The following is a 24,651-nucleotide window of genomic DNA, read 5'->3' as shown; positions in this document are numbered from 1 at the left end:
ATGCGCTTTCTCAAGGGGCACGGCACCGAGAACGACTTCGTCATCCTGCCTGATCCGGAGGGCGAGGTCGACGTCACGGCCTCGCTCGTCGCCAAGATCTGCGACAGGAGAGCCGGCATCGGTGCCGACGGCGTGCTCCGGGTGGTCCGTACGAAGCAGAGCCACGAGGTGGCCGACCAGGCGTCCGCCGCCGAGTGGTTCATGGACTACCGCAACTCCGACGGCAGCATGGCCGAGATGTGCGGCAACGGCGTGCGCGTGTTCGCCCGCTACCTGATGGACGCCGGTCTCGTGCACGCCACGGAGTTCGGGGTGGCGACCAGGGGCGGCCTGCGCAAGGTCCGCGCCGAGCCGAACGGCGACATCACGGTGGACATGGGCAAGCCCGTCATCCGCGGCCAGAGCGTGGCCAGCGTGGGCGGCCACGAATACCGCGGGATCCACGTCGACATGGGCAACCCCCACCTGGCCTGCGCCATCGGTGACCCCGTCCTCCAGCTCGACCTCCACCACCAGCCGGGCTTCGACACCAGGGTCTTCCCGGCGGGGGTGAACGTCGAGCTGTTCAACCCGGTCGGCGTCAGCCGGGCCGTCATGCGCGTCTACGAGCGCGGCTCCGGCGAGACCCGCGCCTGCGGCACCGGCGCGGTGGCCACCGCAGTCGCCGCCGCGCAGCTGTCGGGCGACACCACCGGCACGTGGACGGTCGAGGTGCTGGGCGGCACGCTGACCGTCATCCTCGACGAGGACACGAGCTACCTGTCCGGCCCCGCGGTCATCATCGCCAGCGGCGAACTGATGCTTGCAGAATGAAGTTCTAATAGGGGATGCTGGGTTCACTTCACGAACTGAGAGGTGGACATGGCGGACCCACGCACCACCGCTGCACAGGTCAAGGCGCCTATCGGCCAGTTCGGCGGCGGATTCATGATCTCCAGAGAGGCCAAGGCCGTCTGCGAGGAGCACGGGCTCGGCGCCCGCGAGTTCTACTTCAGAGGCCGCTGCGGCGTCCTCGGCGAGTGCGACGCCGACGTGGTCAACTCGGTCGTCGTCTTCTTCCCTCCCGCACACGTCGAGGAGAGCTGGAACGGCGGCCGCAAGCTCCCGGTCGACCGGGCCGTCGAGCTCTACGCCGAGGTGTGCCAGGCGTGGGGGCGGCGCAAGCTGGGCGGCTACGACGGCTGTGCCCGGATCGCCGAGCTGCTGCAGCCGGTCGTCGATCGGGCCTCGTCGGTCGGGGCGCCGCTGTTCGCGGGGTGGCGGGCGGTGCCGCTGGCCGCCGACCCGCCCGCCAGGGCCGTGCAGCTCATGCACGTCGTACGCGAGCTGCGCGGCGGCCTGCACGCCAACGCCGTGCTCGCGGCCGGGCTGCGGCCGCTGGAGGCGACGCTGGCGACGGACCACGACGCGACCCCGTTCGGGCAGACGACCGGCGAGATGATCGCCAAGTTCTTCACCTGGCCCGAGCCGTACGACAAGCCCGGCCCGGACGTCGTGGCCCGGCGCGCGGCCGTCGAGCAGACCACGGACGACCTCATGGCCGACGTGTTTTCGGTCCTGACCGACAGTGAATCGGACGAGCTGATCGAGCTTCTGCGTTTTGGGCACGGTCATTGACCTGGCAGACTGACTGCCCATGGACGTGGACATCTGGGCCTGGGTCGGCGAAACCCAGCAGCAGCTTTCCGAGGCGGGCAACGTTGGCCTCGCCATGGCGCTGGGAGACCTCCCTGCACAGGCCTATGAGGGCCGTTATCCCCAGCTCGACGTCATGGCCCCGGCCATCGCGCAGCAGGCGGAGACCCTGGAGCTGCCGTGGCTCGAGTTCTACGCCCGCTACTGGCACCTGATGGGCCGCATCGGCGACCGCGCCCAGGGCGCGGTCGCCATCGACGACGCGCAGCAACTTCTGGCGTTCGCCCAGCGCGAAGACGTGCGCGAGTGCCCCGCCACCCCGGCCGCCGTCGAGGCGCTGGCCGTCGTGTGGGCCAACGCCGACGGGCCCGGCCACGCCGCCGAGCGCCTGGAGACGCTCGGCGCCTACATCGAGGCCACCACCCCGGAGAAGCCGGCCTTCACCGGGCTCGTCACCCAATACGTCGCCGCCCTCATCGACGCCGGCAAGCCGGGCGAGGCGGTGACCTACGCCGAGTCCGCCGTCGAGCGGCTGCGGGTGGCCGGCCGCGAGGCGAGCTGGGAGCTCGGCGCCGAGAGCGCCCGCGCGCTGCTGGCCGTCGGCCGCACCGACGACGCGCTCAACGCGCTGCAGGCCGCGGCCGGGTTCCAGGCCGACGACCCGGTGGCCAAGGAGCACCGCGACGGCGTCCGGCGGGCCCTCATCCTGGCCACGCTCGGCCGCACCGCCGAGGCCGTGGACGCGCTGCCCGACCTCGACGTGGTGGGCGAGCACCCGCGGGTGTGGGTCGAGTGGGCGCAGGCCGTCAACAAGCTGGCCGGCTCCTCCCAGATCACCAACACCTGGCAGCTCGGCCGCGTCCTGCGCCAGTGGATGGACTACTTCGGCATGATGGGCGGCTACCGCGCCCGCGTCGAGCTCGCGCTGGTCGCGGGCGACCTGGCGATCGCCAGGCAGGGCGTGTGGCAGGCCCGGCTGCTGGCCGACGTGGCCGAGTCCGGCGCCGCCGAGCTGCGCGAGACCGGCGACCTGAGCGAGCGCATCGCCGCGCTGCGCGCCGCCGCCGAGACCACCGCCGAGCCCGAGGCGCCCGGCGCCCCGGAGGAGCGGGTGGGCCTCTTCGACGCCGCCGACGGCTTCAACGCCGACCCGGAGAAGTGGGTCGGCTGGCTGGCCCCGCTGTCCGGCCAGGACCTCGAAGCCACCCGCCGCCACACCACCACGATGGGCTTCCTCGGCTACCCGGCCACCGGCGCCGACATCTACTGGAAGCTGCTGGTCGACTCCGGCGACATCGCCACCGCCGACCCCGACGACGTGGCCTACCTGACCACGCTCCTCGTCGAGGCCCGCCAGGACGAGCGGCTGGAGCAGATGGCCGCGATGCTGCCGCACGCCGCCCAATACCTCACGCTGGCCAGGCTGCACAGCGCCCGCGAGCGCTGGCAGGAGACGCTCGACGCCGCCGAGCACGCCGTCGCGGCCGGGGCCGGGCTCGACGCCCGCCGCCTGCTGTCCGGCGCCGCCCAGCAGCTCGACCACAACGCCCGGGCCGCCGAGGTGCTCCTCGAGGTGATCGACGACCTGGTCGAGGAGGACGTCTGGCGCATGATCGTCATGGCGACCTCGGCCGAGGACTGGGAGACCGTGCGCAAGGGCGCGGCCAAGATCGGCATGCCGATCAAGTCCAAGGAGGGCCCGATCGAGGAGGAGATGGGCCTCATCAGGCTCATCCTGCCCGCGCCCGACGGCGGCCAGCGCCAGGTCCTGTCGATCCGCACCGGCCCCGCCACCGCCAGGCTGGCCCTGCCGCAGCCGCGCGGGATGGACTACAACGCCGGCGACCTGGTCGTGTTCGACCCGCAGCTGCTGGAGCCGGTCCCCGACGACCCGCAGGAGCAGCAGAACTTCGTGCCGCCCTTCGCCGCGGTGCGCATCCTGCGGCCGGGCGGCTACACCAGCTACTTCTTCGACGGCGCCGCGCCGAGCGAGGAGGACTGGGCGGAGTTCACCGAGGTCATGGCCGAGCGCGGCTGGCCGATGTGGGTCTACAGCGACGAGAACTACCAGGTCACCCACCCGACCAGCGGCGAGCCGCTGCCGGGCGTGTTCGGCTGGGTCGCGGTGCCGCCCAACGTGGCGCCCTCCGAGGTCGACGCGCTGCTCGACGACGCCACCGAGCGGTGGGTGCACCCGCTGGCCTGGCTCGACCTGGCCCGCGAGATCGACGTCGAGGTCGAGCGGCACGAGCGGATCGTCAAGGAATACGGCCTGTAACGAGTCGCCGCCGGGCTCCGGCCCCGGCGACGTGGTGCCGGGCTCCGGTCCCTGTGACGGGGTCTGGCGTGGTGCCGGGCTTCGGTCTCGACCGGGAGGTTTGACGTGCTGGAGCGGTTCCGGCTCGACGGGAAGGTGGCCATCGTCACCGGGGCCTCCGCGGGGCTGGGCGTGGCCTTCGCGCGGGGCCTGGCCGAGGCGGGCGCCGACGTGGTGATCGGCGCCCGGCGCAAGGAGCGGCTGGAGGAGACGCGGCGGCTGGTCGAGGAGACCGGCCGCCGGTGCCTGGCCGTGCCCGCCGACGTGGCGCGACCCGAGGACTGCGACGCCCTGGTGGCCGCGGCCGTCGAGACCATGGGCGGGGTCGACGTGCTGATCAACAACGCGGGAGTCGGCACGGCCGTGCCCGCGCTGCGCGAGACGCCCGAGGAGTTCCGGCAGGTCATCGACATCAACCTGCACGGCACCTACTGGATGGCCCAGGCGTGCGCGCGGGTGATGCGGCCCGGCTCGTCCATCGTGAACATCGGCAGCGTGCTCGCCGAGACCACCGCCGGGCTGCCGCAGGCCGCCTACACCGCGTCCAAGGCGGCCGTCGCCGGGCTGACCCGCGACCTGGCCCAGCAGTGGACCGGGCGGCGGGGGATCAGGGTCAACTGCCTGGAGCCCGGGTTCTTCGCCTCGGAGATGACCGAGCAGTACAAAACCGGCTACCTCCAGCAGGTCGTGGAGTCGCGGGTGGTCATGAAGCGCGCCGGTGACCCGGCCGAGCTGGTGGCCGCCGCGGTGTTCCTGGCGAGCGACGCGTCCTCGTACGTCACCGGGGTGACGCTCCCGGTGGACGGCGGGATCCTGCTCACCTGAGCCCCGCCGTACTTCGGCGGGTGTCCCCGTTGGGCAGGGAGGGGGCAGGGAGGCGGGGCCGTGGCGGCTGCGCGGAAGCCGCGGTCGGCAGGCGGTCGTGCTGGCTGGGATGTGAGGTTCGGCGGGGGAGTCGTGCCCGGGCGGGGTGTGGCCGGGCGAGCGGGTCGAGCCGGGCAGGGTGTGCGGTTCGGCGGGTGGGTCGGGCTGAGGCGGGTGTGGTCAGGTGAGAGGCGGGTGTGGTCAGGCGAGCAGGTCGTGCTGGGCGGCGAGGAAGCCGGCGTGGAAGCGGGTCCGGGCGCCCAGGCGCTCGCAGAGCACCTGCACGCGGCGCTGCACCGTACGCGGGCTGAGGCCGAGTTGCCTGGCGATGGCGTCGTCCTTCATGCCGGCCGCGAGCAGCGCCAGCACCTCCGTGTCCGGGGCCTGCGGCCACGCCTCCGGCTCCAGGGCGTCGGCCGACAGGCGCAGCGGCACGGCGGCCCGCCACAGCGTCTCGAACAGCCCCACCAGCGCGTCGAGCAGCGCGGACGGGTGCACCACGAGCGCGCTCTCCACGGCCCGGTCCTCGTCGGAGACCAGCGGCAGGATGGCGGTGCGGGCGTCGGCGATGGCCAGCTTGACCGGCACCTGCCCGAGCCTGGCCTGCTCGCCGTCGGCGATGGCGCGGCGGGTGTGGGCCAGCATGCCGGGGTGCTCGAAGGCCAGCGGGCTGTAGATGCCACGGGTCGGCGCTCCCTGGCGGGCCGCGCGCTGCCGGTTCTCCTGGTCGTCGCTGACGTCCACCGCGTACGGCGGATGGACCAGCACCAGCATCTCCCGGGTCGCGTTGCGTTCGAGCTGGAGGTAGCGCCGGGCCACGGCGTCGCGGCCGGTCACCACCTCCAGCACCTCCTCCGGATGCGGCCCGCTGCGCTCGGCGACCTCCGTGGCCAGCAGCGCGGCGGCGGCCCGGCTGTGCGTGAGCTCCTCCTGGCGGCGCGCGACGAGGATGTCGATGGCGACGTTCGGGGGAGTGGCGACCAGCCGCAGCGGCCGGCCCGCCACCCGGGAGATCAGGCCCAGGTCCTCCAGCCGGGGCAACATGCGGCGGATGGCGGCGGCGGACGAGCCGGTCTCGGCGGCCAGCTCGCTCAGCGTCGCCGGGCCGTGCCGGAGCAGGGCCCGGTAGGAGGTCTCCTCGGCGACGGTGACGCCGAGTCCCTCAAGTAAGCGTCGCTGCGCCATGTCGCCTCTTCCTGACGTGCCATGATCCGAAACAAGAGTATGGGGGCCACCTCCGGCGGTGAAGGGGCCCTTGTTCCCCGAAGCGCGGGGATCTATGTTCGTTGCGTAGTCCGGTACGTGTTGCGCATTATGGAACAACCGGAGGCGTCATGAGTCGGCCCCGATTGGTGATCGTGGGGGCGGGGATCGTGGGCTGTGCCCTCGCCGACGAGCTCACCGAGCGGGGGTGGACGGACGTCACGGTCGTCGACCAGGGACCGCTCTTCGCGGCGGGCGGGTCCAGCTCGCACGCTCCCGGCCTGGTCTTCCAGACGAACCCGTCGAAGACGATGACCGAGTTCGCCGCCTACACCGTGCGCAAGTACACCGCTCTCGGCGAGCGCTGCTTCCGCCAGGTCGGCGGCCTGGAGGTGGCCACCACCCCCGAACGCTGGACCGACCTGCACCGCAAGCAGGGCTGGGCCGAGTCGTGGGGGGTCGAGGCGCGCCTGCTCGACCCCGCCGGATGTGCCGAGCTGTGGCCGCTGCTCGACCGGGACAAGGTGCTCGGCGGGTTCCACGTGCCCAGTGACGGGCTGGCGACGGCGGTCGCCTGCGGTGAGGCGCAGGCGGCGCGGGCCACCGAGCGCGGCGCCAGGTTCCTGGCGGGGCACACGGTGGTCGGCATCGAGGCGCGGGGCGGCCGGGTCACCGGGGTCGCGGTGGTGACCTCGGGGGAGTACCGGACGATCCCGGCCGACGTGGTGGTGTGCGCGGCCGGGTTCTGGGGGCCTTCGATCGGGCGGATGGCCGGGCTGACCGTGCCGCTGCTGCCCCTGGCCCACCAGTACGCCAGGTCCGGCCCGCTGGCCGCGAAGGGGGAGGGCCCGATCCTTCGCCACCAGGACCGTGACCTGTACTTCCGGTGGCACGGCGACCGCGTCGGCATCGGCTCGTACGCGCACCGTCCCATGCCGGTCACCCAGGACGAGATCGGCCCCAAGTCCACCACGATGCCGTCGGTGCAGGCGTTCACCGAGGAGGACTTCGACCCCTCCTGGCGGGACGCGGTCGAGCTGCTGCCGGCGCTGGCCGAGTCCAAGTACGAGGACGGCATCAACGGGATCTTCTCCTTCACCCCCGACGGATTCCCGTTGATCGGGGAGGCGCCGCAGCTGGACGGGTTCTGGCTGGCCGAGGCCGTGTGGGTGACGCATTCGGCCGGGGTGGCGCGGGCGCTGGCCGAGGTGCTGGTGACCGGGCGCTCCGAGATCGACCTGCACGAGTGCGAGCTCAGCCGGTTCGAGCAGGCGCAGCTCTCGCCCGCGTTCATCGAGGAGCGGGGCAAGCAGAACTTCGTCGAGGTCTACGACGTCATCCACCCGCTGCAGCCGATGGAGTCGCCGCGACCGCTCCGTACCAGCCCGTTCTACCCCCGGCAGCGGGAACTGGGGGCGTACTTCCTGGAGGCGGCCGGGTGGGAGCGGCCGCACTGGTTCGAGGCGAACGTGCCGCTGCTGGAGCGGCTCGTACGCCGCCGCAGGGACGAGTTCGCCGACGTGCCGGAGGAGGCGAAGGGCATGGCCGCGGAGCCGTTCCTGGGCGTCTCCCAGCGGGGCGAGTGGGCGAGCCGGCACTGGTCGCCGGTCGCCGCCGCCGAGGCGCACGCCACCAGGGAGGGGGTCGCGCTCTACGACATGACCCCGCTCAAGCGCATCGAGGTCAGCGGCCCCGGCTCGGCGGCGTTCCTGCAGCGGATGACCACGAACAACGTGGACAGGAAGCCCGGCTCGGTCACCTACACGCTGCTGCTGGACGCGAAGGGCGGCATCCGGTCCGACCTCACGGTCGCGCGCCTGGCCGAGGACCGCTTCCAGATCGGCGCGAACGGCAACCTCGACCTCGACTGGCTGACCCGGCACGCGCCGGGCGCGGTGCGGGTGCACGACCTCACCCCGGGGACCTGCTGTGTCGGCGTGTGGGGGCCGCGGGCCAGGGAGCTGGTGCAGGGCCTGACCGACATGGACCTGTCGCACGAGAACTTCCGCTACTTCGGCTGCAAGAGTGGATACGTCGGGCACGTTCCGGTGCTGGCCCTGCGGGTCTCGTACGTGGGCGAGCTGGGCTGGGAGCTGTACACCGGCGCGGACATGGGTCTCAAGCTCTGGGACACCCTGTGGGAGCCCGGGCTGGCGATCGCGGGCGGGCGGGCGGCGTTCAACAGCTTGCGGCTGGAGAAGGGCTACCGGCTCTGGGGCGTCGACATGACGACCGAGCACAACCCGTACGAGGCCGGGCTCGGCTTCGCCGTCAAGGAAGGCAAGGACTTCATCGGCCGCGACGCCCTCACCACGGAGATCACCCGTAAGCTGGTGCCGCTGGTCTGCACCGAGGTGGTCATGGGCAAGGAGCCGGTCAGGCACGCCGGCCGCACGGTCGGCCACGTCACCAGCGCCGCCTACGGCCACACCGTCCGGCGCCCCATCGCGTACGCGTGGCTGCCGATCGAGCTCGCAGAACCCGGAACGCATGTGGATATTTCCTACTTCGGCCGCCGTGTCCCCGCGGAGGTCGCCGCCGAGCCGCTGTACGACCCCGGGATGGAGAAGATCAGGCGTTGACCCACCCCGACTTCCTCTGGCGCAACCCCGACCCCAAGCCCGCCTACGACGTGGTGATCGTCGGCGGCGGCGGGCACGGCCTGGCCACCGCCTACTACCTGGCCAGGAACCACGGCCTGACGAACGTCGCCGTCCTGGAGCGGGGCTGGCTGGCCGGCGGGAACATGGCCCGCAACACCACGATCATCCGCTCCAACTACCTGTGGGACGAGAGCGCCGGGATCTACGAGCACTCGCTGAAACTGTGGGAGGGGCTCAGCGCGGAGCTGGACTACGACCTGCAGTTCAGCCAGCGCGGCGTGCTCAACCTGGCGCACAACCTGGGCGACGTGCGCGAGGGCAGGCGCCGGGTGAACGCGAACCGGCTCAACGGCGTGGACGCCGAGTGGCTGGACGCGGCCGAGGTCAAGAAGTTCTGCCCGGTCATCAACGTGTCCGGGCAGGCCCGCTACCCGGTCATGGGAGCTACTCTGCAGCGGCGCGGGGGGATCGCCAAGCACGACCACGTGGCCTGGGCGCTGGCCCGCAAGGCGGACGCGTACGGGATCGACCTGATCCAGGGCTGCGAGGTCACCGGGTTCGAGATCACGAAAAACCGGGTGACGGCCGTACAGACCTCGCGGGGCCGGATCGCCGCCGGGAAGGTCGCGCTCGCGGCGGCCGGGCACACCTCGGTGCTGGCCGCGCAGGCCGGGATCAGGCTGCCGCTGCAGTCGCACCCGCTGCAGGCGCTGGTGTCGGAGCTGCTGGAGCCGGTGCTCGACTGCGTGGTCATGTCGAACGCCGTCCACGTGTACGTCAGCCAGGCCCACAAGGGCGAGCTGGTCATGGGGGCCGGGATCGACGCGTACAACTCCTACGGGCAGCGCGGTGGCGTGCACGTCATCGAGGCGCAGATGGCGGCGGCGCTGGAGCTGTTCCCGATCTTCAGCCGGGTACGCGTGCTGCGCACCTGGGCCGGGATCGTCGACGTCTCCCCGGACGCCTCGCCCATCATCGGCCCCACCCCTGTCGACGGCCTGTACATCAACGCCGGCTGGGGCACCGGCGGCTTCAAGGCCACCCCCGGATCGGGCTGGGTCTACGCCCACACCCTCGCCCACGAGCGGCCCCACCCGCTGGCGGAGCCGTTCGCGCTGGAGAGGTTCAGCACGGGAGCGCTCATCGACGAGCACGGCGCGGCGGCGGTGGCGCACTGATGCTGCTCATCGACTGCCCGCACTGCGGCCCGCGCGACGAGAACGAGTTCCACTACGGCGGCCAGGCCGGGATCGCGTATCCGCGAGAGGAGACCTCCGACGAGGAGTGGGCCGCCTACGTCTTCCTGCGCGACAACCCCAAGGGCTGGTTCCGCGAGCGCTGGTTCCACGTGCACGGCTGCCGGACCTGGTTCGCCGTCGAGCGGCACACCGTCACCCACGAGATCAGGAAGCCCTCATGAGGTTCACGTTCGACGGCCGGCCGATGCGGGGCGAGCCGGGTGACACGCTGGCCGCCGCCCTCCTGCGCAACGGGGTGCGCGTGGTGGGCCGCAGCGTCGAGCTCGACCGCCCGCGCGGCGTCTTCACCGCCGGCTCCGAGGAGCCGAACGCCCTGGTCCGCGTGGGCGCCGACCCGATGTTGGCGGCCACGACCGTGGAGCTGTACGACGGGCTGGAGGCGTGGAGCCTGCGCGGCAAGGGGCGGGTGGATCCGGACGGCGGCCTCGGCACAGCGGATGAGCGGCGGTGCGACAAGGGCTACCTGCACTGCGACGTGCTCGTGGTCGGCGGCGGGCCGGCCGGGCTGGCCGCCGCGGTGGCGGCGGGGCGGTCGGGCGCGCGGGTGATCCTCGTGGACGAGCAGCCCCGGCTGGGCGGCGACCTGCTGAACGCCCGCCTGCTCCTGGACGGGGCGCCCGCGCTCGACTGGGTGGACGGGCTGGAGCTGCCGGGCCGGGTGCTCACCCGGACGACCGCCGTCGGCTACTACGACCACAACTACGTGGTGGCCGTGCAGCGGCGGGCGCGCGGCGAGCGGTTGTGGCACATCAGGGCGCGCAGGGTGGTGCTGGCGACGGGGGCGCACGAGCGCTCGCTCGCCTTCCCGGGCAACGACCGGCCCGGGGTGATGCTGGCCTCGGCCGCCCGTACGTACGCCAACCGGTACGGCGTGGCGCCCTGGCGGCGGGCGGTCGTGTTCGCCTGCGCGGACTCGGGCTACGAGGCGGCGCGGGACCTGGCGGCGGCCGGGGTGGAGGTGGTCGCGATCGCCGATCCCCGTGACGACGCCGCTCAGGTGGTGACCGGCACGACCGGCGACGCGGCGGGCGTGCTGACCGGGGTCCAGGTGGGCTCCCGGCACATCGAGGCCGACCTGCTGGCGGTGGCCGGGGGCTGGAACCCGGCCGTTCACCTGTTCAGCCAGTCGCAGGGGCGGGTCCGCTTCGACGAGGAGCTGCAGGCGTTCGTGCCGGGCACCTCGGCCCAGGCCGAGCGGTCAGCGGGGGCCTGCAGGGGCCTGTACGGCACCCGCGAGGCCATCGCGGACGGCTACGCCGCCGGTCAGGAGGCCGCCGAGCTGGCGCTGTCAGGCCGGCCGGCCGCGAGCACGCCCCCTGCGGCCGGCGAGGCGGCCGGGAGCGTGCCCGCCGGTCCGGGCACGCAGGGGTTGCGGGTGCCGCAGTGCGACGAGCAGCCGCCGCGGCCGCCGGCGGCGCTCTGGACGGTCGAGGGGACCTCCGGCGAGCCCGCGTTCGCCGACCTGCACCGGGACGTGACCGTCGCCGACCTGGCCAGGGCCGCCGGGACCGGGATGCGCTCGGTGGAGCACGTCAAGCGCTACACCACCGCGGGCACCGGCGCCGACCAGGGCAAGACCTCGGGCGCGGTCGTCGTCGGCGTCATGTCCGCCCTCCTCGGGGCCGCGCCGGGCCAGGTGGGGACCACGACGTTCCGGCCCCCGTACGCGCCGGTCTCCTTCGCCACCCTCGCCGGACGCGACCGCGGCGAGCTGTCCGACCCCGTCAGGACCACCGCCCTGCACGACTCCCACGTCGCCAGGGGAGCGGTGTTCGAGGACGTCGGCCAGTGGAAGCGCCCCTGGTACTTCCCCCAGGACGGCGAGCCCATGGAGGCGGCCGTGCGGCGCGAGTGCCACGCGGCCCGCACCGCCGTGGCCGCCATGGACGCCTCCACGCTCGGTAAGATCGACATCCGGGGCGCGGACGCGGGCGCGTTCCTCGACCGGATCTACACGAACATGTACTCCACCCTCGCCGTCGGCGCCTGCCGCTACGGCCTGATGTGCGGGGCGGACGGCATGGTGCTCGACGACGGCACCACCACCCGGCTCGCCGAGGACCACTACCTCATGACCACGACCACGGGCAACGCCGCCACGGTGCTCGACTGGCTGGAGGAGTGGCACCAGACGGAGTGGCCCGGACTGGACGTGTCGTTCACCTCGGTCACCGACCACTGGGCGACCGTCGCCGTGGCGGGACCGCGCGCCAGGCAGGTGCTCGCGGCCGTCGCGCCGGGGGCGCTCGACCTGGCCTTCATGCGGTACGCGGCCACCGACGTGCTGGGCGTGCCGGGACGGGTGTTCCGGATCAGCTTCTCGGGCGAGCTGGCCTACGAGGTCAACGTGCCCTGGCCCTACGGGCGGGCGCTCTGGGAGGCGGTGCTGGACGCCGGCGCGGTGCCGTACGGGACCGAGACCATGCACGTGCTGCGGGCCGAGAAGGGGTTCGCGATCGTCGGCCAGGAGACCGACGGCACCGTCACCCCGCAGGACCTCGGCATGGCCTGGATCGTCTCCAAGCGCAAGCCGGACTTCGTCGGCAAGCGCTCGCACGCCCGCCCCGACACCGCGCGGAGCGGCCGCAAGCGCCTGGTCGGCCTGCTGCCCGACGACCCGGCGGCGCGGATGGAGGAGGGGGCCCAGCTCGTCGCGGCCGGGCGGTCCCTGGACGGCGTGGTGCCGATGCTCGGACATGTGACCTCCGGCTACGACAGCGTGGCGCTCGGCCGCACGTTCGCCCTGGCCCTGGCCAAGGACGTCGCGGCCGGTGACCGGCTGACCGCCGTGTCCGGGGGAGCGGCGCATCCGGTGACCGTGGTGGAGCCCGTCTTCTACGACCCGGAGAACACCCGCCGCGAGGGCGAGCCGTGGACGGGCACGCCCCTCCCCTACGAGGGGGAGTGCCGGGCCGAGAGTCCCGCCGCCGCGTTCGCCGCCCGGTTCGAGGCCGCGTTCGAGGCTGCGGGCGGGGACGGGGTGCGGTTGCGGGAGGTGGCGTTCGAGCCCATGTGGGAGGTGCGGGGCGCGGATCCGGGGGTGGGGCTGCGGCTGGGCCCGTCCTGGTGGCTCGTGTCCGGAAATATCACGCCACGGCCGGGGTGGGTGGACGTGTCGGGGCAGCGTACGATCCTGGAGCTGTCCGGACCGGAGGCCGAGGAGGTGCTGATCACCGGCTGCCCGCTGGACCTGCGCTCCCTCTCCGGCCACGCCCAGACGCTGCTGGGCCGGACCTCCGTCGTCCTGGAGCGGACGGCTCCCGGAACGTACCGGATCTACGTCAGGTCGTCCTTCACCCGGTATCTGGCGGAGTGGCTCCTCGACGCGATTGACGCTTTATAGGTCTATATCCGGGCATTACCTAGACTTTACGAAAACATCGACGAAAGTCTGGGGGCGGACGTGCGGGTACGGGCGTTCATGGCCGGTCTGGCCACGGCGGTGGCAGTGGCCGGGTGCGGCGGGCTCGAAGCCCGGTCGTCCGGCGGTCCGAAGGCCACGAAACCGGACTCGGCCTCGATCTCCGAGGCCCGCGAGAAGCTCGACAAGCTGGCCGTCAAGGGCCGCGCGCCCAAGACCGGCTTCGACCGCGACGAGTTCGGCCCGGCCTGGTCCGACGTGGACCGCAACGGCTGCGACACCCGCAACGACATCCTCAAGCGCGACCTGGTGGACGAGACGTTCCGGTCCGGCACCCACGACTGCATCGTGCTGACCGGCACCCTGCACGACCCGTACAGCGGCAAGACCATCAAGTTCCGGCGCGGCCAGGACACCAGCATGGATGTCCAGATCGACCACGTGATCCCGCTGTCGGACGCCTGGCAGAAGGGCGCCCGGCAGTGGTCGGCGACCAAGCGCAAGGAGTTCGCTAACGACCCGCTGAACCTCATGGCCGTGGACGGCCCGCTGAACGGCCAGAAGAGCGACTCCGACGCCGCCACCTGGCTGCCGCCCCGCAAGTCGTACCGCTGCACCTACATCGCCCGGCAGGTCGACGTGAAGGCGAAGTACGGGGTCTGGGTGACCTCGGCGGAGAAGACCGCGATGGAAGGCATCCTGGAGAACTGCTGACGTCACGCGGCGGTGTCCGTAAGATCACGATTCATGCGTGTGACAAGACGTACCCATGCGATCGCCGTGTCCGCCCTCCTCGCCGCCGCGGCCCTGACCGCACCGCCCGCCCAGGCCGCGGCCGCCAACGTCGTCGTGCTCGACTGGAACGTCCACGGTGAGAGCGCCGACATGAAGGCCATCGCCGAGGTCGTCCGCGACAGCGGCGCCAACGTCGTCACGCTCCAGGAGATCCATCGCCGGCCGGGCGCCGACCAGGTGCGCCAGCTCGCCGACGAGCTCGGCTGGGACATCACGGCCAACGCCCACTTCGGCGCGGGCGACGACGTCGGTCCCTGCGACGACCCGCAGCCGGGCAAGGCGGGGAACGCGATCCTGTCCTCGTACAAGATCGTCGAGCGGGTCACGCTGCCGCTCACGAACTTCACCACCTGCCCCGTCAACCGGTCCATGGCCGGGGTGAAGCTCGACCTCGGCGGCGGCTCGCAGATCCGGGTGTTCACCACCCACCTGTCGCCGGGCCTCTCGCAGACCTCGGTCAGCCGCCGCGAGGCCCAGGCCGCCAAGGTGCTGGACTATTTCGGCTCCAGGTCGCAGATCGTCCTCACCGGCGACTTCAACGCCAGGCCCACCGACGCGCTGTCCAAGCGGTTCGTGAGCGCGGGCTGGACGGACACCGGCGCCAGGTACGCCAACAAGCCCACCCTCGGCGACGCCCGCATCGACTACGTCTACACGCGAGGGGTCACGACGACGAGCGGGTCCGTGCTGCCGACCACGCTGTCCGACCACCGGCCCATCGTGATGAGAATGGTTCATTGAATCTCTGAGGAGGGTGGCGCGGCATGGGGACGCCGGCCCACCGAGAGGCGGGCCGGCGTCGTCGGGCAAAGGGGATCAGTCGTCGTCGCCGTCGTCCTGCCGGTCGTCGCTGTCGTCCCGGTCGTTCCGGTCGGTCTCCTGCTTGGTGACCTTGCCCGAGGCCGCGTCGACGTCCACCTCGTGCCGCTCCGAGCCCTTGGTCAGCTCGAGCTCCCACACGTCCGCCTGCCGGCCACGGCGGTCGAAGTCGAGCTCGCTGACCCAGGCTCCCGGCACGGCCTTGTGGGCGATCTCGATGGCCTGCTCGGCTGTGACCTTGGGGGCGGCGGGGGCGGTGGCGGTGGCGGCGTAGGCGGCGCCGCCGCCCGCGACCAGCGCGACGATCCCGGCACCAGTGGCAATGAGCTTCTTCGTGATCTGCATGACTCCACGAAACCGCGAGAGCGGGTAACCGGGCGCTAAACGACGGTTAAGGCCACGAGAAGGCGTTCAGGGCGCGCCGAGCAGCATCTCGACGCGCGCCCCGCCCTCCTCCGGCCGCGACACGGACAGGCCGCCGCCGGAGGACTCCGCGGTACGCCGGGCGATGTCCAGCCCGAGCCCCGTGGAGCCGCCCGCGCTGTTCCCCCGCTCCAGCAGCGCGGGCTCGAACCCGGGCCCCGCGTCCGCCACGGACAGCAGGGCCCCGGGAGGGTGCGGCCGGAGCCGTACGGACATGGAGACCCCCTCCGGCGTGTGCGCGAAGACGTTGCCCAGCAGCGCGTCCACGCACGCCGCCAGCTCCTCGGCCCCCACCGCGACCGGCAGCGGCCCGTCCGGCAGGGAGATCGACACCTCCCGCCCCTGGTCCTCGGCCAGCACCGACCAGAACCGCACCCGCTCGCCCACCACCGCCGCCGCGTCGCACGAGTCGCGCCCGGCCGAGCGGCGCCGCGCCTCCGTGATGACCGCGCTCACCGCCCTCTGCAGCGCGTCCACCCTGGTCTGCACCCGGGCCGCCTCCTCCGGGTCCCGCAGCGACTCGGCGTCCAGCCGCAGGCCCGTCAGCGGGGTGCGCAGCCGGTGCGAGAGGTCGGCGACGGACTCCCGCTCGGCCACCAGCAGCTCGTCTATCCGCCCGGCCAGGTGGTTGAGCGCCAGCGCCACGGAACGTACCTCGGGGGGCCCGCCCGGCTCGGCCCTGGCGGTCAGGTCCCCGCCGGCCAGCCGGTGCGAGACCCGCGCCAGGCCGTCCACCGGCTTCGTCACGGCCAGCGCGAGCCGGTCCGCCAGCACGATGCCCAGCGCCACCAGCCCCAGCCCCAGCAGCACCAGGGCCAGCCAGGCCTCCCGCACGCCCCTCATCAGCTCGGCGTCCGGCACGAACACCCTGATCACGGCCGTGCCGCCGGGTGACTGCGCCGAGACGAGCACCTCCCTGCCCCCGGCGGCCTCGGCGGTGACGCTGCGGCCGGTCGCGGCCAGGCGTACGGCGTCGGACCGCGCGGCCCGCGCCCCCACCGCGCTCCCGTCCGGCAGGAACACCGTGACCGGCCGCGACACCTGCTCCACCGCCAGCTCGAGGTCGGGCGTGCCCACCGTGACGGCGACGGACTCGGCGGCGGCCGTGGCCCGGCTCATCGCCCCGTTCTCGGCCACGGCGCGGATCAGCAGCGCCATCGGGACCAGCAGCGCGATCAGCACCAGCGAGGTCGTCGCCGCGACGAGCAGCGCCAGCCACCGCCTCATGAGGGCTCGACCAGCTTGACGCCCACGCCGCGCACCGTGTGCAGGTAGCGGGGCTCGGCGGCCGTCTCGCCCAGCTTCCTGCGCAGCCACGACAGGTGCACGTCCACGGTCTTGTCCGCCCCGCCGTACGGCAGCTGCCACACCTCCGTCAGCAGCTCCCGCTTGGTGACCACCTCGCCGGGCCGCGCGGCCAGGTAGTGCAGCACGTCGAACTCGCGCGGCGTCAGGTCCAGCGCCGCGCCGTCGAGCGTGGCCGTCCGTGCCCGGGGATCCACCCGCAGCGCCCCCACCGCCAGCGGTTCGGGCGCCGACCCGCCGGCCCGCCGCAGCACGGCCCGCACCCGGGCGTCGAGCTGCGCCGCGCTGTACGGCTTCACCACGTAGTCGTCGGCGCCCGCGTCCAGCACCGGCACCATCTCGGCGTCCCCGTCCCTGGCCGTGGCCACGATGACCGGCACCCGGCTGACCGCCCGCAACATCCGCAGCAGCTCCACCCCGTCCAGGTCGGGCAGCCCCAGGTCGAGCACGATCAGGTCGGGACGGTCCTGCACGGCCAGCCGCAGCCCGTCCAGCGCCGTCGGGGAGGAGGACACGGCATGGCCGAGCTCCCGCAGCCCCCGGCTGAGCGCCGTGCGGATCGCCACATCGTCCTCGATGAGCAGAATGTCAGCCATATCAAGAACGTAGACGCTCTGTGGCGATGACTTGGGCAGCCTTAGCGCCGCCTTAACCTGGCCTTAGCCGTACATGGGGGAACCTGAGCGGGATGAAGAGACTCGTCGTGGCCTGGGCCGCCACCGTGCTCGCCGCCACCGGCGCCGCCGTGGCGGTGCTCGGCCTGCTCGGCAACGGCCTCACCGGCACCGACAGCCGCGTCCTCGGCCCGGCCGAGGTGCGCCAGGCCCTGGCCACCGCCACCACGCGCGCCCCCGCCACGCCGGCCGCCGCGCCGTCGCAGACGTCGCAGGGCAAGCTGATCCGCAGCGCGGGCGGGAACGTGATCGCCTCCTGCGACGGCGACCTGGTCACGCTGCGCTCGTGGAGCCCCGCCCAGAACTACTCGGTGGACGAGGTCGAGTCGGGGCCGGCGCGGGAGGCGAAGGTCGAGTTCGAGCCGGACGAGGGCGAGGAGATCGAGCTCACCATCGTCTGCTCCGGCGGCCGTCCCGTCACCCGCACCCGGTAGCCAGCCGGGCCACGTACGCCGTCTTGGCGTCGCCCGAGAAGCCGCGGGCCCGGTAGAAGGCGTGGGTCGAGGGCCTGCCCGAGCCCGTCGTGAGGGGAGGCCGACCGGGTGAGCGCGGGGTGCGGCCTCGCGGAACATGCCGGGAGCGCTCAGGAGATCTCGGCGCCGAGGGCCGCCTTGGTCAGCTCCGCCTGGCGGCGGATCTGGCCGAGGACGACGGCGTTGACCCCCTTGGCCTCGAACGTGGCGACCATCCTGTCCATGACCGCGTTCGCCCGCGCCAGGTCGCCCTGCCGCGCCTCCGCCCTGGCCAGGCGGCGCATCACCAGGTTCAGGGTGATGTTGTCGATGGTGGCCGCGCGGGCGACGTGGGTCAGGTGCTCGATGCCCTGCTTGGGGTCCGGCGGCCGGATGCGCAGCTCGTTGCCGGGGGTCAGCTCCTTGAACTCCCGCTCGGCGTTCAGCCCCTTGACCAGCCGGGCGTAGACGGCCAGCGGGTGGCCGCCGTAGCGGCTGATGACCTCGTCCAGCGCCAGGTTGCCCGAGCGCAGCTCCGGCGAGTCGGAGCCGAGCAGCGAGAACAGCTTGCCCTGCTCCTCGCCCAGCATGAGCTCGGCCACCTGGTGGTCGTCGCGGGTGACCGGGAAGCGCACCCTGACCAGGCAGGCGGGGGAGACGATGCGGGAGCCGTCGGCGGCGATGTACTGGGCGCGCACGTGATAGTCGCCGGGCTGCTGGAAGTAGTGGCCGTCGCGCCCGTGCCCGATGTACGCACTCCGGTACATGGCCGGATTGCCCGGGTCCAGCCGGATCTCCGGTGAGGTGTCCACGCAGTGCCGCATCATCGGCCGGTACAGCACGGTCCGGCCGCCCGGCTGCGTGATCGAGACCTGGGTGAACTCCGTGTCGGGGTGCAGGTGCCCGTGCGTGGTGCGCGGCTCGCCGGCGTAGGAGAGCTTGAGCTCGACCACGACGGGCTCGCCGAGCTCGAACGACTCGTTGGCGCGCACCTCCAGCCGCAGCCCCGAGCGGTCCTCGACCGGCTGCTCGAAGGGGTCGATCTCGGCGGCCCCGGTGCCGAACGCGTTCGCGCCCATGGCCACGTCGCGGTAGAAGCCGTGCCGCAGGTGCACCAGCTCCGGTTCGGTGAACTGGAACGGGAAGGCGGCCCAGTAGCCCGCCTCGCCGCCGGGGCGGTAGTTCTGTACGTAGTTCATCCAGGACAGGTCGCCGAAGCCGCCATCCGGGCCCAGCGGCTGGGGCGGGCGGGCCAGGTTCTTCTGCCAGGAGTGCAGCAGGTTGAAGGCGTGCCCGAGCTCATGCACGTACGTACGTAACTGCGCCCGCTGCGACTGCGGCGACGTGCCCTGGATCGCGTCGTGGAACACCGCGGCACCCTGCCGCTGCCGGGCGTCGTTGTAGTCGAACATGATCCCCCGGTAGCCGCCCACGTGCTTGCCGGCCACCAGCAGCCACACCCGCCACGCCGGCGCGTCGCCGAACGCGCTGAAGTGCCGGGTCATCGCGTGGTGCAGCTCGGCGTCGTCCCACGCCAGGTCGGAGCCCGACCCGTCGACCGGGATCACCCCCGGCTCGCTCACCCGCAGCTCGATGCCCGCCTCCGCGTAGGCGGCGCCCACCGTCAGCTCCCTGGCCGGCGAGCCGCTCGGCCCGGGCAGCGTACCGGTCCGGTACGACACGAACGGCACGGCCCCGACCACGGAGTCCTGCTCCAGCAGCACGCTGCGGAAGTACGGCGAGGCGAACGACACCTGGTACGTGCGCCCCGCGACCGAGGCCGTCCCCGTCCGGTCGTTGATCGTGATGCTCACGTCCCGGACCGAGGTGTCGAACGAGAACCGCCCGCGCCCGTGGATCAGCGTGCCGTCGATCGCCGGGGCGTCGACCAGGAAGGAGCCGGCGTACGAGGTGGTCGCGCCGGCCACGGTGAACAGGTCGCCGCTGATCCGTCCCGTCGGCCTGGGCCCGTCGACGTCGACGCGGAGCGCCAGCCGCGAGTCGCCGTCCTGTCCCTCGTACAACCCGCTGATCATGGGAGCTCCCTGGGGGATCGCTGGGGGTTATACGGGCACACTTCTCCCGGAGACAGGCCCTGTCAACGACTCCCGCGAACTTGGAGTGCCCCCAGCAGTTCCTCCGACGCCCTGGTGATCGCCTCGACGGCCCGGTCGAAGGCCTCGGCGTTGTGCGCGGCGGGTGCGCGGAAGCCCGAGATCTTCCTGACGTACTGCAGCGCCGCGGCGCGCACGTCCTCCTCCGTCACGCTCTCGGTGAACGGCGGGCGGAGGGTTTTGATGCTTCTACACATGCCTCAACCGTAATAGCCGATGCGCTGGCTTATCTCCCGCGCACCCTCGGCGAGCAGCTCCCCGACCTCCGGCAGCCGGTCCGGCGTCAGCCGGTAGGACGGCCCGGAGGCGCTGACCGCGGCCACGACCGAGCCGTCGGCGCCCCTGATCGGCGCCGCCACCGCGTTCAGCCCGACCTCCAGCTCCTCCACCGTGGCCGCCCAGCCGCGCTCCCTGATCTCGTCGAGCCGCAGCTCCGCCGCCGAGGTGACGGTCCGCGGGGTGTAGCGCTCCAGCTCGGCCGGCGGCCGCAGCGCGCCGTAGGCCAGCAGCACCTTGCCGCTGGAGGTGGCGTGGGAGGGGGTGCGCTGCCCGACCCAGTTGTGGCCGCTGATGGCGGCGGGGCCGCGCACCTGGCTGATGTTGACCGTGTCGCCGTTGCGCGGCACCGCGATGTTGACCGTCTCGCCGATCGCCTCCGCCAGGCGCAGGCACACCGGCCGGCTCTCGCGCGACAGGTCGAGCTGGGCCGTGGCCGCGCCCGCCAGCCGTACGACGCCGAACCCGAGCCGGTAGCGCCCGCGGTCGCCGGTCTGCTCCACCAGCCCGCCCTGCTCCAGCGCCGCCAGCAGCCGGAAGGCCGTGGACTTGTGCACATCGAGCTCCACCGCGAGATCCGTCACCCGTGTGGCGCCGTCGCGGGCGAGGATCTCCAGGATCGCGATGGCACGATCGACGGACTGGATCGACGTGCTGTTGCTCATAGCGCAACAGAGTACTTTGTCGGGGCCGTGTGAAAGCCTGCCGAGCATGGCAGAGAGAACCGGTTATCCCGACGGCGCGCCCTGCTGGGCGCAACTGCTCACGCGAGACGCCGTCGCCGCCGAGCGCTTCTACGCCGGGCTGTTCGGATGGGAGTGCCGTGACCAGGGCGGATGGTCGATGGCTCGGCTCGACGGCCGTCCCGTCGCCGCGATCACCCCTGACCCGCAGGCCGGCGACCCGGCCGCCTGGACGGTCTACCTGGCCACCGCCGACCTCCCGGCGGCCGTCGGCAAGGTGGATGCGGCGGGCGGCAAGCTGATCGAGGGCCCCGCCGGGGGTTACGCGCTGGTGAGCGATCCGGCCGGGGCGAAGTTCGCGATCTACCAGCCGGGGGAGTTCGCCGGGGCGGGGGTGACCGCCGAGCCGGGGGCGATGAGCTGGGCCGAGGTCAACGTGCCCGACGGCGAGGCGGCCGACGCGTTCTACGGGGCGCTGTTCCCCTACGAGAGGGAGCCGGTGCCGGGCGGGATCGACTACGCGGTCTACAAGGTGGGCGGCGAGCCGGTCTGCGGGCGGCTGCGGATGGACGAGCACTGGGAGGGGGTGGCGCCGCACTGGATGGTCTACTTCGACGTGGCCGACCTGGGCGCCGCCGTGGCCAGGCTGCCCGAGCTGGGCGCGGAGGTGCCGGTGCCGCCGTTCGACTCCCCCCACGGCCGCATCGCGGTCGTCCACCACCCGGGCGGGGGCGGCTTCTTCAGCCTGCGCCAGCCACGGGGCTGAGCTCGCCGCCGAAGTCGAGGGCGATCTTGCGCATGCCCTCGGCGAGGTCGTCGCGGTCCAGCGCGTCGATCCGCTCGGCCGGTCCCGAGACCGACATCGCGGCCACCACCCGGTCGCCGTCCCACACGGGCACGGCCAGGCAGTGCACGCCGAGCTCCTCCTCGCCCAGGTCCATGGCATAGCCACGGCTCTTGACGGTGCCGAGCTCGGCCAGCATGGCGGCCACGTCGGTGATCGTGTTAGGGGTGCGGCGGGGCATGCCCGTGCGCTCGAACACGGCGACCGCGTCCGGCGCGGGCCGCCCGGCCAGCAGCACCTTGCCCACCGCCGTGCTGTGCGGCAGCACCCGCCGGCCGACCTCGGCGAACATCCTCAGCCTGCGCGGCGAGGGCACCTGGGCCACGTAGACGACGAAGTCGCCTTCGAGCACGGCCAGGTTCGCGGTCTCGCCGGACAGCTCGACCATTTTGGTCAGGTAGGGCTGTGCCCACACGCCGACCATGCTCTCCGCGATGCCGCCCAGCCGTACGAGGCCGCCGCCCAGGGCGTAGCGCCGGTCGGACTCCTGGCGTACGTAGCCGCGGGCGAGCAGCGTCTGCAGCAGCCGGTGGATGGTGCCGTACGGCAGCCCGGTCCTGGTGGCGATCTCCGACAGGCCGGCCTCGCCCCCGTGTTCGGCCAGGGCTTCCAGCACGTCGAGCGCCCGCTCGACCGACTGGACACTCATAGGGTGACCCCGCGCAGGGAGGCGTCCAGCACCTCGGCCGTGTGCGCCACCCTGATGTCCGCGCCGCCGCGCCGCACGGCCGCCGCGATCTGCATCGTGCACCCGGGGTTGGCCGAGACGAGCAGGTCGGCGCCGGTGGTCGCGACCGCCGCGGCCTTCCGGTCACCCAGGTCGCGGGCGGCCTGGGGCTGCAACAGGTTGTACGTGCCCGCCGACCCGCAGCAGATGGCCGACTCCGGGATCTCGCGCAGCTCCAGCTCCGGGATGCCCCTCAGCAGCTCGCGCGGCTGCGCCCGCACACCCTGGGCGTGGGCCAGGTGGCAGGCGTCGTGGTAGGCGACGGTGAGCGGCAGCGGGTGCCGCTTGGCCACGGGGCCCAGCTCGGCCAGGTATTCCGACAGGTCCATGACCCGGAACGCGGGCTCGTGCCCGAGCAGCTCGGCGTACTCCTTCATCGTGGAGCCGCAGCCGGCCGCGTTCACCACGACGGTGTCCACGCCGGCCCGCTCGAACACCCGCACCGTGCCGCGCGCCAGCCGCTTGGCCTGCGCGTCGAGCCCGGAGTGCACGCTGAGCGCCCCGCAGCAGCCCTGCTCGGGCGGGATGACCACGTCGCAGCCCTCCAGCGCCAGCACCCGCGCGGTGGCCGCGTTGACCTGCGGGAAGAACTCCCGCTGCACGCACCCGGTGAGCATCCCGACCACGGCCCGCCGCTCGCCCCTGGCATGCACCACGCGCGGCAGGCGCTGGCGGTGCTCCACGTGCGGCGCGAGCGTGGCCATGGCGCCCAGGCTCGGGTGCACCCGGGCGAGGAACGGCGCCATCCGCTCCGCCAGCCACATCGTCGGCCGCAGCAGCCGCAGCCGGCGCGGGTAGGGGAACAGGCTGAACACGATGCCGCGCACGGCCCGCTCCTGCGGCGGGCGTACGTGGTGCCGCTCCACCTCGACCCGGGTCAGCTCGATCAGCCGGTCGTACTGGACCCCGGAGGGGCACGCCGTCACGCACGCCATGCAGCCCAGGCAGGCGTCGAAGTGCCCGGCCATCTCAGGGGTGATCGGGGTGCCCTCGACGTGCTGCTGCATGAGGTTGATGCGCCCGCGCGGCGAGTCCATCTCCTCCCCCCACAGCGCGTACGTCGGGCACGTAGGCAGGCAGAACCCGCAGTGCACGCAGTCGTTGATCAGCTTCGGATCCACGTCAGATGCCTCCCACGAACCGGCCGGGAGACATCCTGCGCCCGGGATCGAACCGTTCCTTGACCCGCCGCATCAACGGCAGCCCGCTCACGTGCCCCCACCTGTCGACCCCCTCGTACGGCGTGGCGAGCACGCTCACCCGCCCCCCGGCCGCCTCCACCCGCTCGCGCAGCCCGGAGACCGCCGCGGCCAGCTCGTCCTCCTCCATCGCCCGCCACGACTCCAGCAGCATGCGCCCGGAGACCGGCGAGCCGCGCAGGGCCAGCCCGCCCCTGGCCGCCGCGTCGAGTACGGCCCGCGTGCCCGAGGCCGGGAACCGCACCTCGACCAGCACCTCGTCACCCTGGATCAGCCCCCACCACGACGGCGGCTCCCCGGTCACCGTGCCCTTGCCGATCAGCTCGCGCAGCGCCTCGGCCCTGGCCTCGGCCGCCGTGCCCTCCACCAGCGCGGCCAGGCCGACCGGTCCGGCGGGGTCCGGCCGGTCCACCTCGACCGCGCTCGGCTCGGCCTGCGAGGCGGCCAGCGCCGCGGCGATCGGCGGCACCTCGGCCGGGTCGAGCTCCGCGACCGCCCAGCGGCGGCCGGCGGGCAGTGGGTGCAGGCGGAAGGTGGCCTCCGCGATGACGCCGAGCGTGCCGTACGAGCCGGTGAAGAGCTTGCCCAGGTCGTAGCCCGCGACGTTCTTCACCACCTTGCCGCCCGACTTGGCGACGGTCCCGTCGGGGAGCACGACGGTGATGCCGATGAGCAGGTCGCGGGCGGTGCCGTAGCGGAACGCGCGCGGCCCCGGCATCGGGGCGGCCAGCGTGCCGCCGACCGTCGCGTCCTCGGCGAACGGCACGTCGAGCGCCAGCTCCTGCCCCTTGCCCGCCAGGGTCTCCGACAGCGCCGCCATCGTCACCCCGGCCTGCGCCCGCACGACGAGGTCGCCGGCCGCGTGCTCCAAAACCTCGTTCATGCAGCACATGTCCAGCAGGACGTCGCACCGCTCGGGCGCCGGGCCCCAGTGCAGCTTCGTGCCGCCGCCCGCGGGCACCACCGCCAGGTCCTGCTCGGCGCAGGCCCGCAGCACGGCCGCGACCTCCTCCACGGTCTCCGGCAGCGCGACCAGGCTGGGCCGCACCCCGCCCACCGCGTCGTCCGCGCCGGCCGGCCTGGTCGTCACCCCGCCGA

Annotated in this window: 22 protein-coding genes; 12 read left to right on the top strand and 10 right to left on the bottom strand. The window is 73.0% G+C overall.

Annotation, left to right across the window (positions count from 1 at the left end; translation table 11 throughout):
- The 4 genes from dapF (at position 1) to ACTWPW_RS09355 (ending at position 4,777) form a co-directional block, all read left to right on the top strand.
- The gene (gene dapF, locus ACTWPW_RS09370) at positions 1-813 is read left to right on the top strand and encodes a diaminopimelate epimerase (protein ID WP_443168456.1); all 813 of its coding nucleotides are present in this window, start codon (positions 1-3) and stop codon (positions 811-813) included.
- 48 nt (positions 814-861) lie between these two features.
- Complete coding sequence (locus tag ACTWPW_RS09365) at positions 862-1,617, top strand: SCO6745 family protein (RefSeq protein ID WP_375115915.1); 756 nt, start codon at positions 862-864, stop codon at positions 1,615-1,617.
- Between the two features lie 19 nt (positions 1,618-1,636).
- On the top strand, positions 1,637-3,913 hold the full coding sequence (locus tag ACTWPW_RS09360; RefSeq protein WP_375115916.1) for a tetratricopeptide repeat protein: 2,277 nt from the start codon (positions 1,637-1,639) through the stop codon (positions 3,911-3,913).
- Between the two features lie 105 nt (positions 3,914-4,018).
- Positions 4,019-4,777 carry an SDR family NAD(P)-dependent oxidoreductase gene (locus tag ACTWPW_RS09355; RefSeq protein ID WP_375115917.1) on the top strand — a complete coding sequence of 253 codons (759 nt, stop codon included), beginning with the start codon at positions 4,019-4,021 and terminating at the stop codon, positions 4,775-4,777.
- Between the two features lie 240 nt (positions 4,778-5,017).
- Here the strand turns inward: ACTWPW_RS09355 and ACTWPW_RS09350 are convergent, their stop codons facing one another.
- On the bottom strand, positions 5,018-6,001 hold the full coding sequence (locus ACTWPW_RS09350) for a helix-turn-helix domain-containing protein (RefSeq protein WP_443168455.1): 984 nt from the start codon (positions 5,999-6,001) through the stop codon (positions 5,018-5,020).
- A 149-nt stretch (positions 6,002-6,150) separates the two neighbouring features.
- Here ACTWPW_RS09350 and ACTWPW_RS09345 point away from each other — a divergent pair, with 149 nt between their 5' ends.
- From ACTWPW_RS09345 to ACTWPW_RS09320, 6 genes are read left to right on the top strand one after another with little or no spacing between them, the layout of a single operon-like run.
- Positions 6,151-8,601, top strand: coding sequence for a GcvT family protein (locus ACTWPW_RS09345; RefSeq protein ID WP_443168454.1), 2,451 nt, complete (start codon positions 6,151-6,153; stop codon positions 8,599-8,601).
- Positions 8,598-9,800, top strand: coding sequence for a sarcosine oxidase subunit beta family protein (locus ACTWPW_RS09340; protein WP_443168453.1), 1,203 nt, complete (start codon positions 8,598-8,600; stop codon positions 9,798-9,800). Before ACTWPW_RS09345 ends, ACTWPW_RS09340 begins: the two co-directional genes overlap by 4 nt.
- Positions 9,800-10,042, top strand: a complete 243-nt coding sequence (locus ACTWPW_RS09335) for a sarcosine oxidase subunit delta (RefSeq protein ID WP_364133539.1) — start codon at positions 9,800-9,802, stop codon at positions 10,040-10,042. Before ACTWPW_RS09340 ends, ACTWPW_RS09335 begins: the two co-directional genes overlap by 1 nt.
- Positions 10,039-13,224: a 2Fe-2S iron-sulfur cluster-binding protein gene (locus tag ACTWPW_RS09330; RefSeq protein ID WP_443168452.1), complete on the top strand. Its 3,186-nt coding sequence runs from the start codon at positions 10,039-10,041 to the stop codon at positions 13,222-13,224. The genes ACTWPW_RS09335 and ACTWPW_RS09330 overlap by 4 nt, the downstream gene beginning before the upstream one ends.
- Before the next feature lie 60 nt (positions 13,225-13,284).
- Positions 13,285-13,956 (top strand): HNH endonuclease family protein, encoded by a 672-nt coding sequence (locus ACTWPW_RS09325; protein WP_375115922.1) that lies wholly within the window; start codon positions 13,285-13,287, stop codon positions 13,954-13,956.
- A gap of 33 nt (positions 13,957-13,989) precedes the next feature.
- Positions 13,990-14,778, top strand: a complete 789-nt coding sequence (locus ACTWPW_RS09320; protein WP_443168451.1) for an endonuclease/exonuclease/phosphatase family protein — start codon at positions 13,990-13,992, stop codon at positions 14,776-14,778.
- Between the two features lie 75 nt (positions 14,779-14,853).
- On the opposite strand, the gene ACTWPW_RS09315 is transcribed toward ACTWPW_RS09320, so the two are convergent.
- From ACTWPW_RS09315 to ACTWPW_RS09305, 3 genes are all read right to left on the bottom strand, one after another.
- Positions 14,854-15,201 carry a PepSY domain-containing protein gene (locus ACTWPW_RS09315; protein ID WP_443168450.1) on the bottom strand — a complete coding sequence of 116 codons (348 nt, stop codon included), beginning with the start codon at positions 15,199-15,201 and terminating at the stop codon, positions 14,854-14,856.
- 66 nt (positions 15,202-15,267) lie between these two features.
- Positions 15,268-16,506 carry an ATP-binding protein gene (locus ACTWPW_RS09310; protein WP_443168449.1) on the bottom strand — a complete coding sequence of 413 codons (1,239 nt, stop codon included), beginning with the start codon at positions 16,504-16,506 and terminating at the stop codon, positions 15,268-15,270.
- Complete coding sequence (locus ACTWPW_RS09305; RefSeq protein WP_364133521.1) at positions 16,503-17,180, bottom strand: response regulator transcription factor; 678 nt, start codon at positions 17,178-17,180, stop codon at positions 16,503-16,505. The genes ACTWPW_RS09310 and ACTWPW_RS09305 overlap by 4 nt, the downstream gene beginning before the upstream one ends.
- 92 nt (positions 17,181-17,272) lie before the next feature.
- Between ACTWPW_RS09305 and ACTWPW_RS09300 the strand changes: the two genes are divergently transcribed.
- Complete coding sequence (locus tag ACTWPW_RS09300) at positions 17,273-17,692, top strand: hypothetical protein (RefSeq protein WP_375115926.1); 420 nt, start codon at positions 17,273-17,275, stop codon at positions 17,690-17,692.
- Between the two features lie 149 nt (positions 17,693-17,841).
- Here the strand turns inward: ACTWPW_RS09300 and ACTWPW_RS09295 are convergent, their stop codons facing one another.
- From ACTWPW_RS09295 to ACTWPW_RS09285, 3 genes are all read right to left on the bottom strand, one after another.
- Positions 17,842-19,746: a hypothetical protein gene (locus ACTWPW_RS09295; RefSeq protein WP_443168448.1), complete on the bottom strand. Its 1,905-nt coding sequence runs from the start codon at positions 19,744-19,746 to the stop codon at positions 17,842-17,844.
- A gap of 62 nt (positions 19,747-19,808) precedes the next feature.
- The gene (locus ACTWPW_RS09290) at positions 19,809-20,021 is read right to left on the bottom strand and encodes a DUF2277 domain-containing protein (protein WP_364133512.1); all 213 of its coding nucleotides are present in this window, start codon (positions 20,019-20,021) and stop codon (positions 19,809-19,811) included.
- Between the two features lie 3 nt (positions 20,022-20,024).
- Positions 20,025-20,765 carry an IclR family transcriptional regulator gene (locus ACTWPW_RS09285; RefSeq protein WP_375115928.1) on the bottom strand — a complete coding sequence of 247 codons (741 nt, stop codon included), beginning with the start codon at positions 20,763-20,765 and terminating at the stop codon, positions 20,025-20,027.
- A 46-nt stretch (positions 20,766-20,811) separates the two neighbouring features.
- Between ACTWPW_RS09285 and ACTWPW_RS09280 the strand changes: the two genes are divergently transcribed.
- Positions 20,812-21,549: a VOC family protein gene (locus ACTWPW_RS09280; RefSeq protein WP_443168447.1), complete on the top strand. Its 738-nt coding sequence runs from the start codon at positions 20,812-20,814 to the stop codon at positions 21,547-21,549.
- On the opposite strand, the gene ACTWPW_RS09275 is transcribed toward ACTWPW_RS09280, so the two are convergent.
- From ACTWPW_RS09275 to ACTWPW_RS09265, 3 genes are read right to left on the bottom strand one after another with little or no spacing between them, the layout of a single operon-like run.
- The gene (locus tag ACTWPW_RS09275; protein WP_375115931.1) at positions 21,524-22,276 is read right to left on the bottom strand and encodes an IclR family transcriptional regulator; all 753 of its coding nucleotides are present in this window, start codon (positions 22,274-22,276) and stop codon (positions 21,524-21,526) included. The two genes, ACTWPW_RS09280 and ACTWPW_RS09275, sit on opposite strands and share 26 nt — an antisense overlap.
- Positions 22,273-23,475, bottom strand: a complete 1,203-nt coding sequence (locus tag ACTWPW_RS09270) for a (Fe-S)-binding protein (RefSeq protein WP_443168446.1) — start codon at positions 23,473-23,475, stop codon at positions 22,273-22,275. Before ACTWPW_RS09270 ends, ACTWPW_RS09275 begins: the two co-directional genes overlap by 4 nt.
- A 1-nt stretch (position 23,476) precedes the next feature.
- Positions 23,477-24,643 (bottom strand): FAD-binding oxidoreductase, encoded by a 1,167-nt coding sequence (locus ACTWPW_RS09265; RefSeq protein ID WP_443168445.1) that lies wholly within the window; start codon positions 24,641-24,643, stop codon positions 23,477-23,479.
- Between the last annotated feature and the right edge of the window lie 8 nt (positions 24,644-24,651).

Origin of the sequence: Nonomuraea sp. KM90 (assembly GCF_052246675.1) — a bacterium.
Classification (GTDB): Bacteria; Actinomycetota; Actinomycetes; order Streptosporangiales; family Streptosporangiaceae; genus Nonomuraea.
This window is presented reverse-complemented; position numbering and strand designations above follow the sequence as displayed.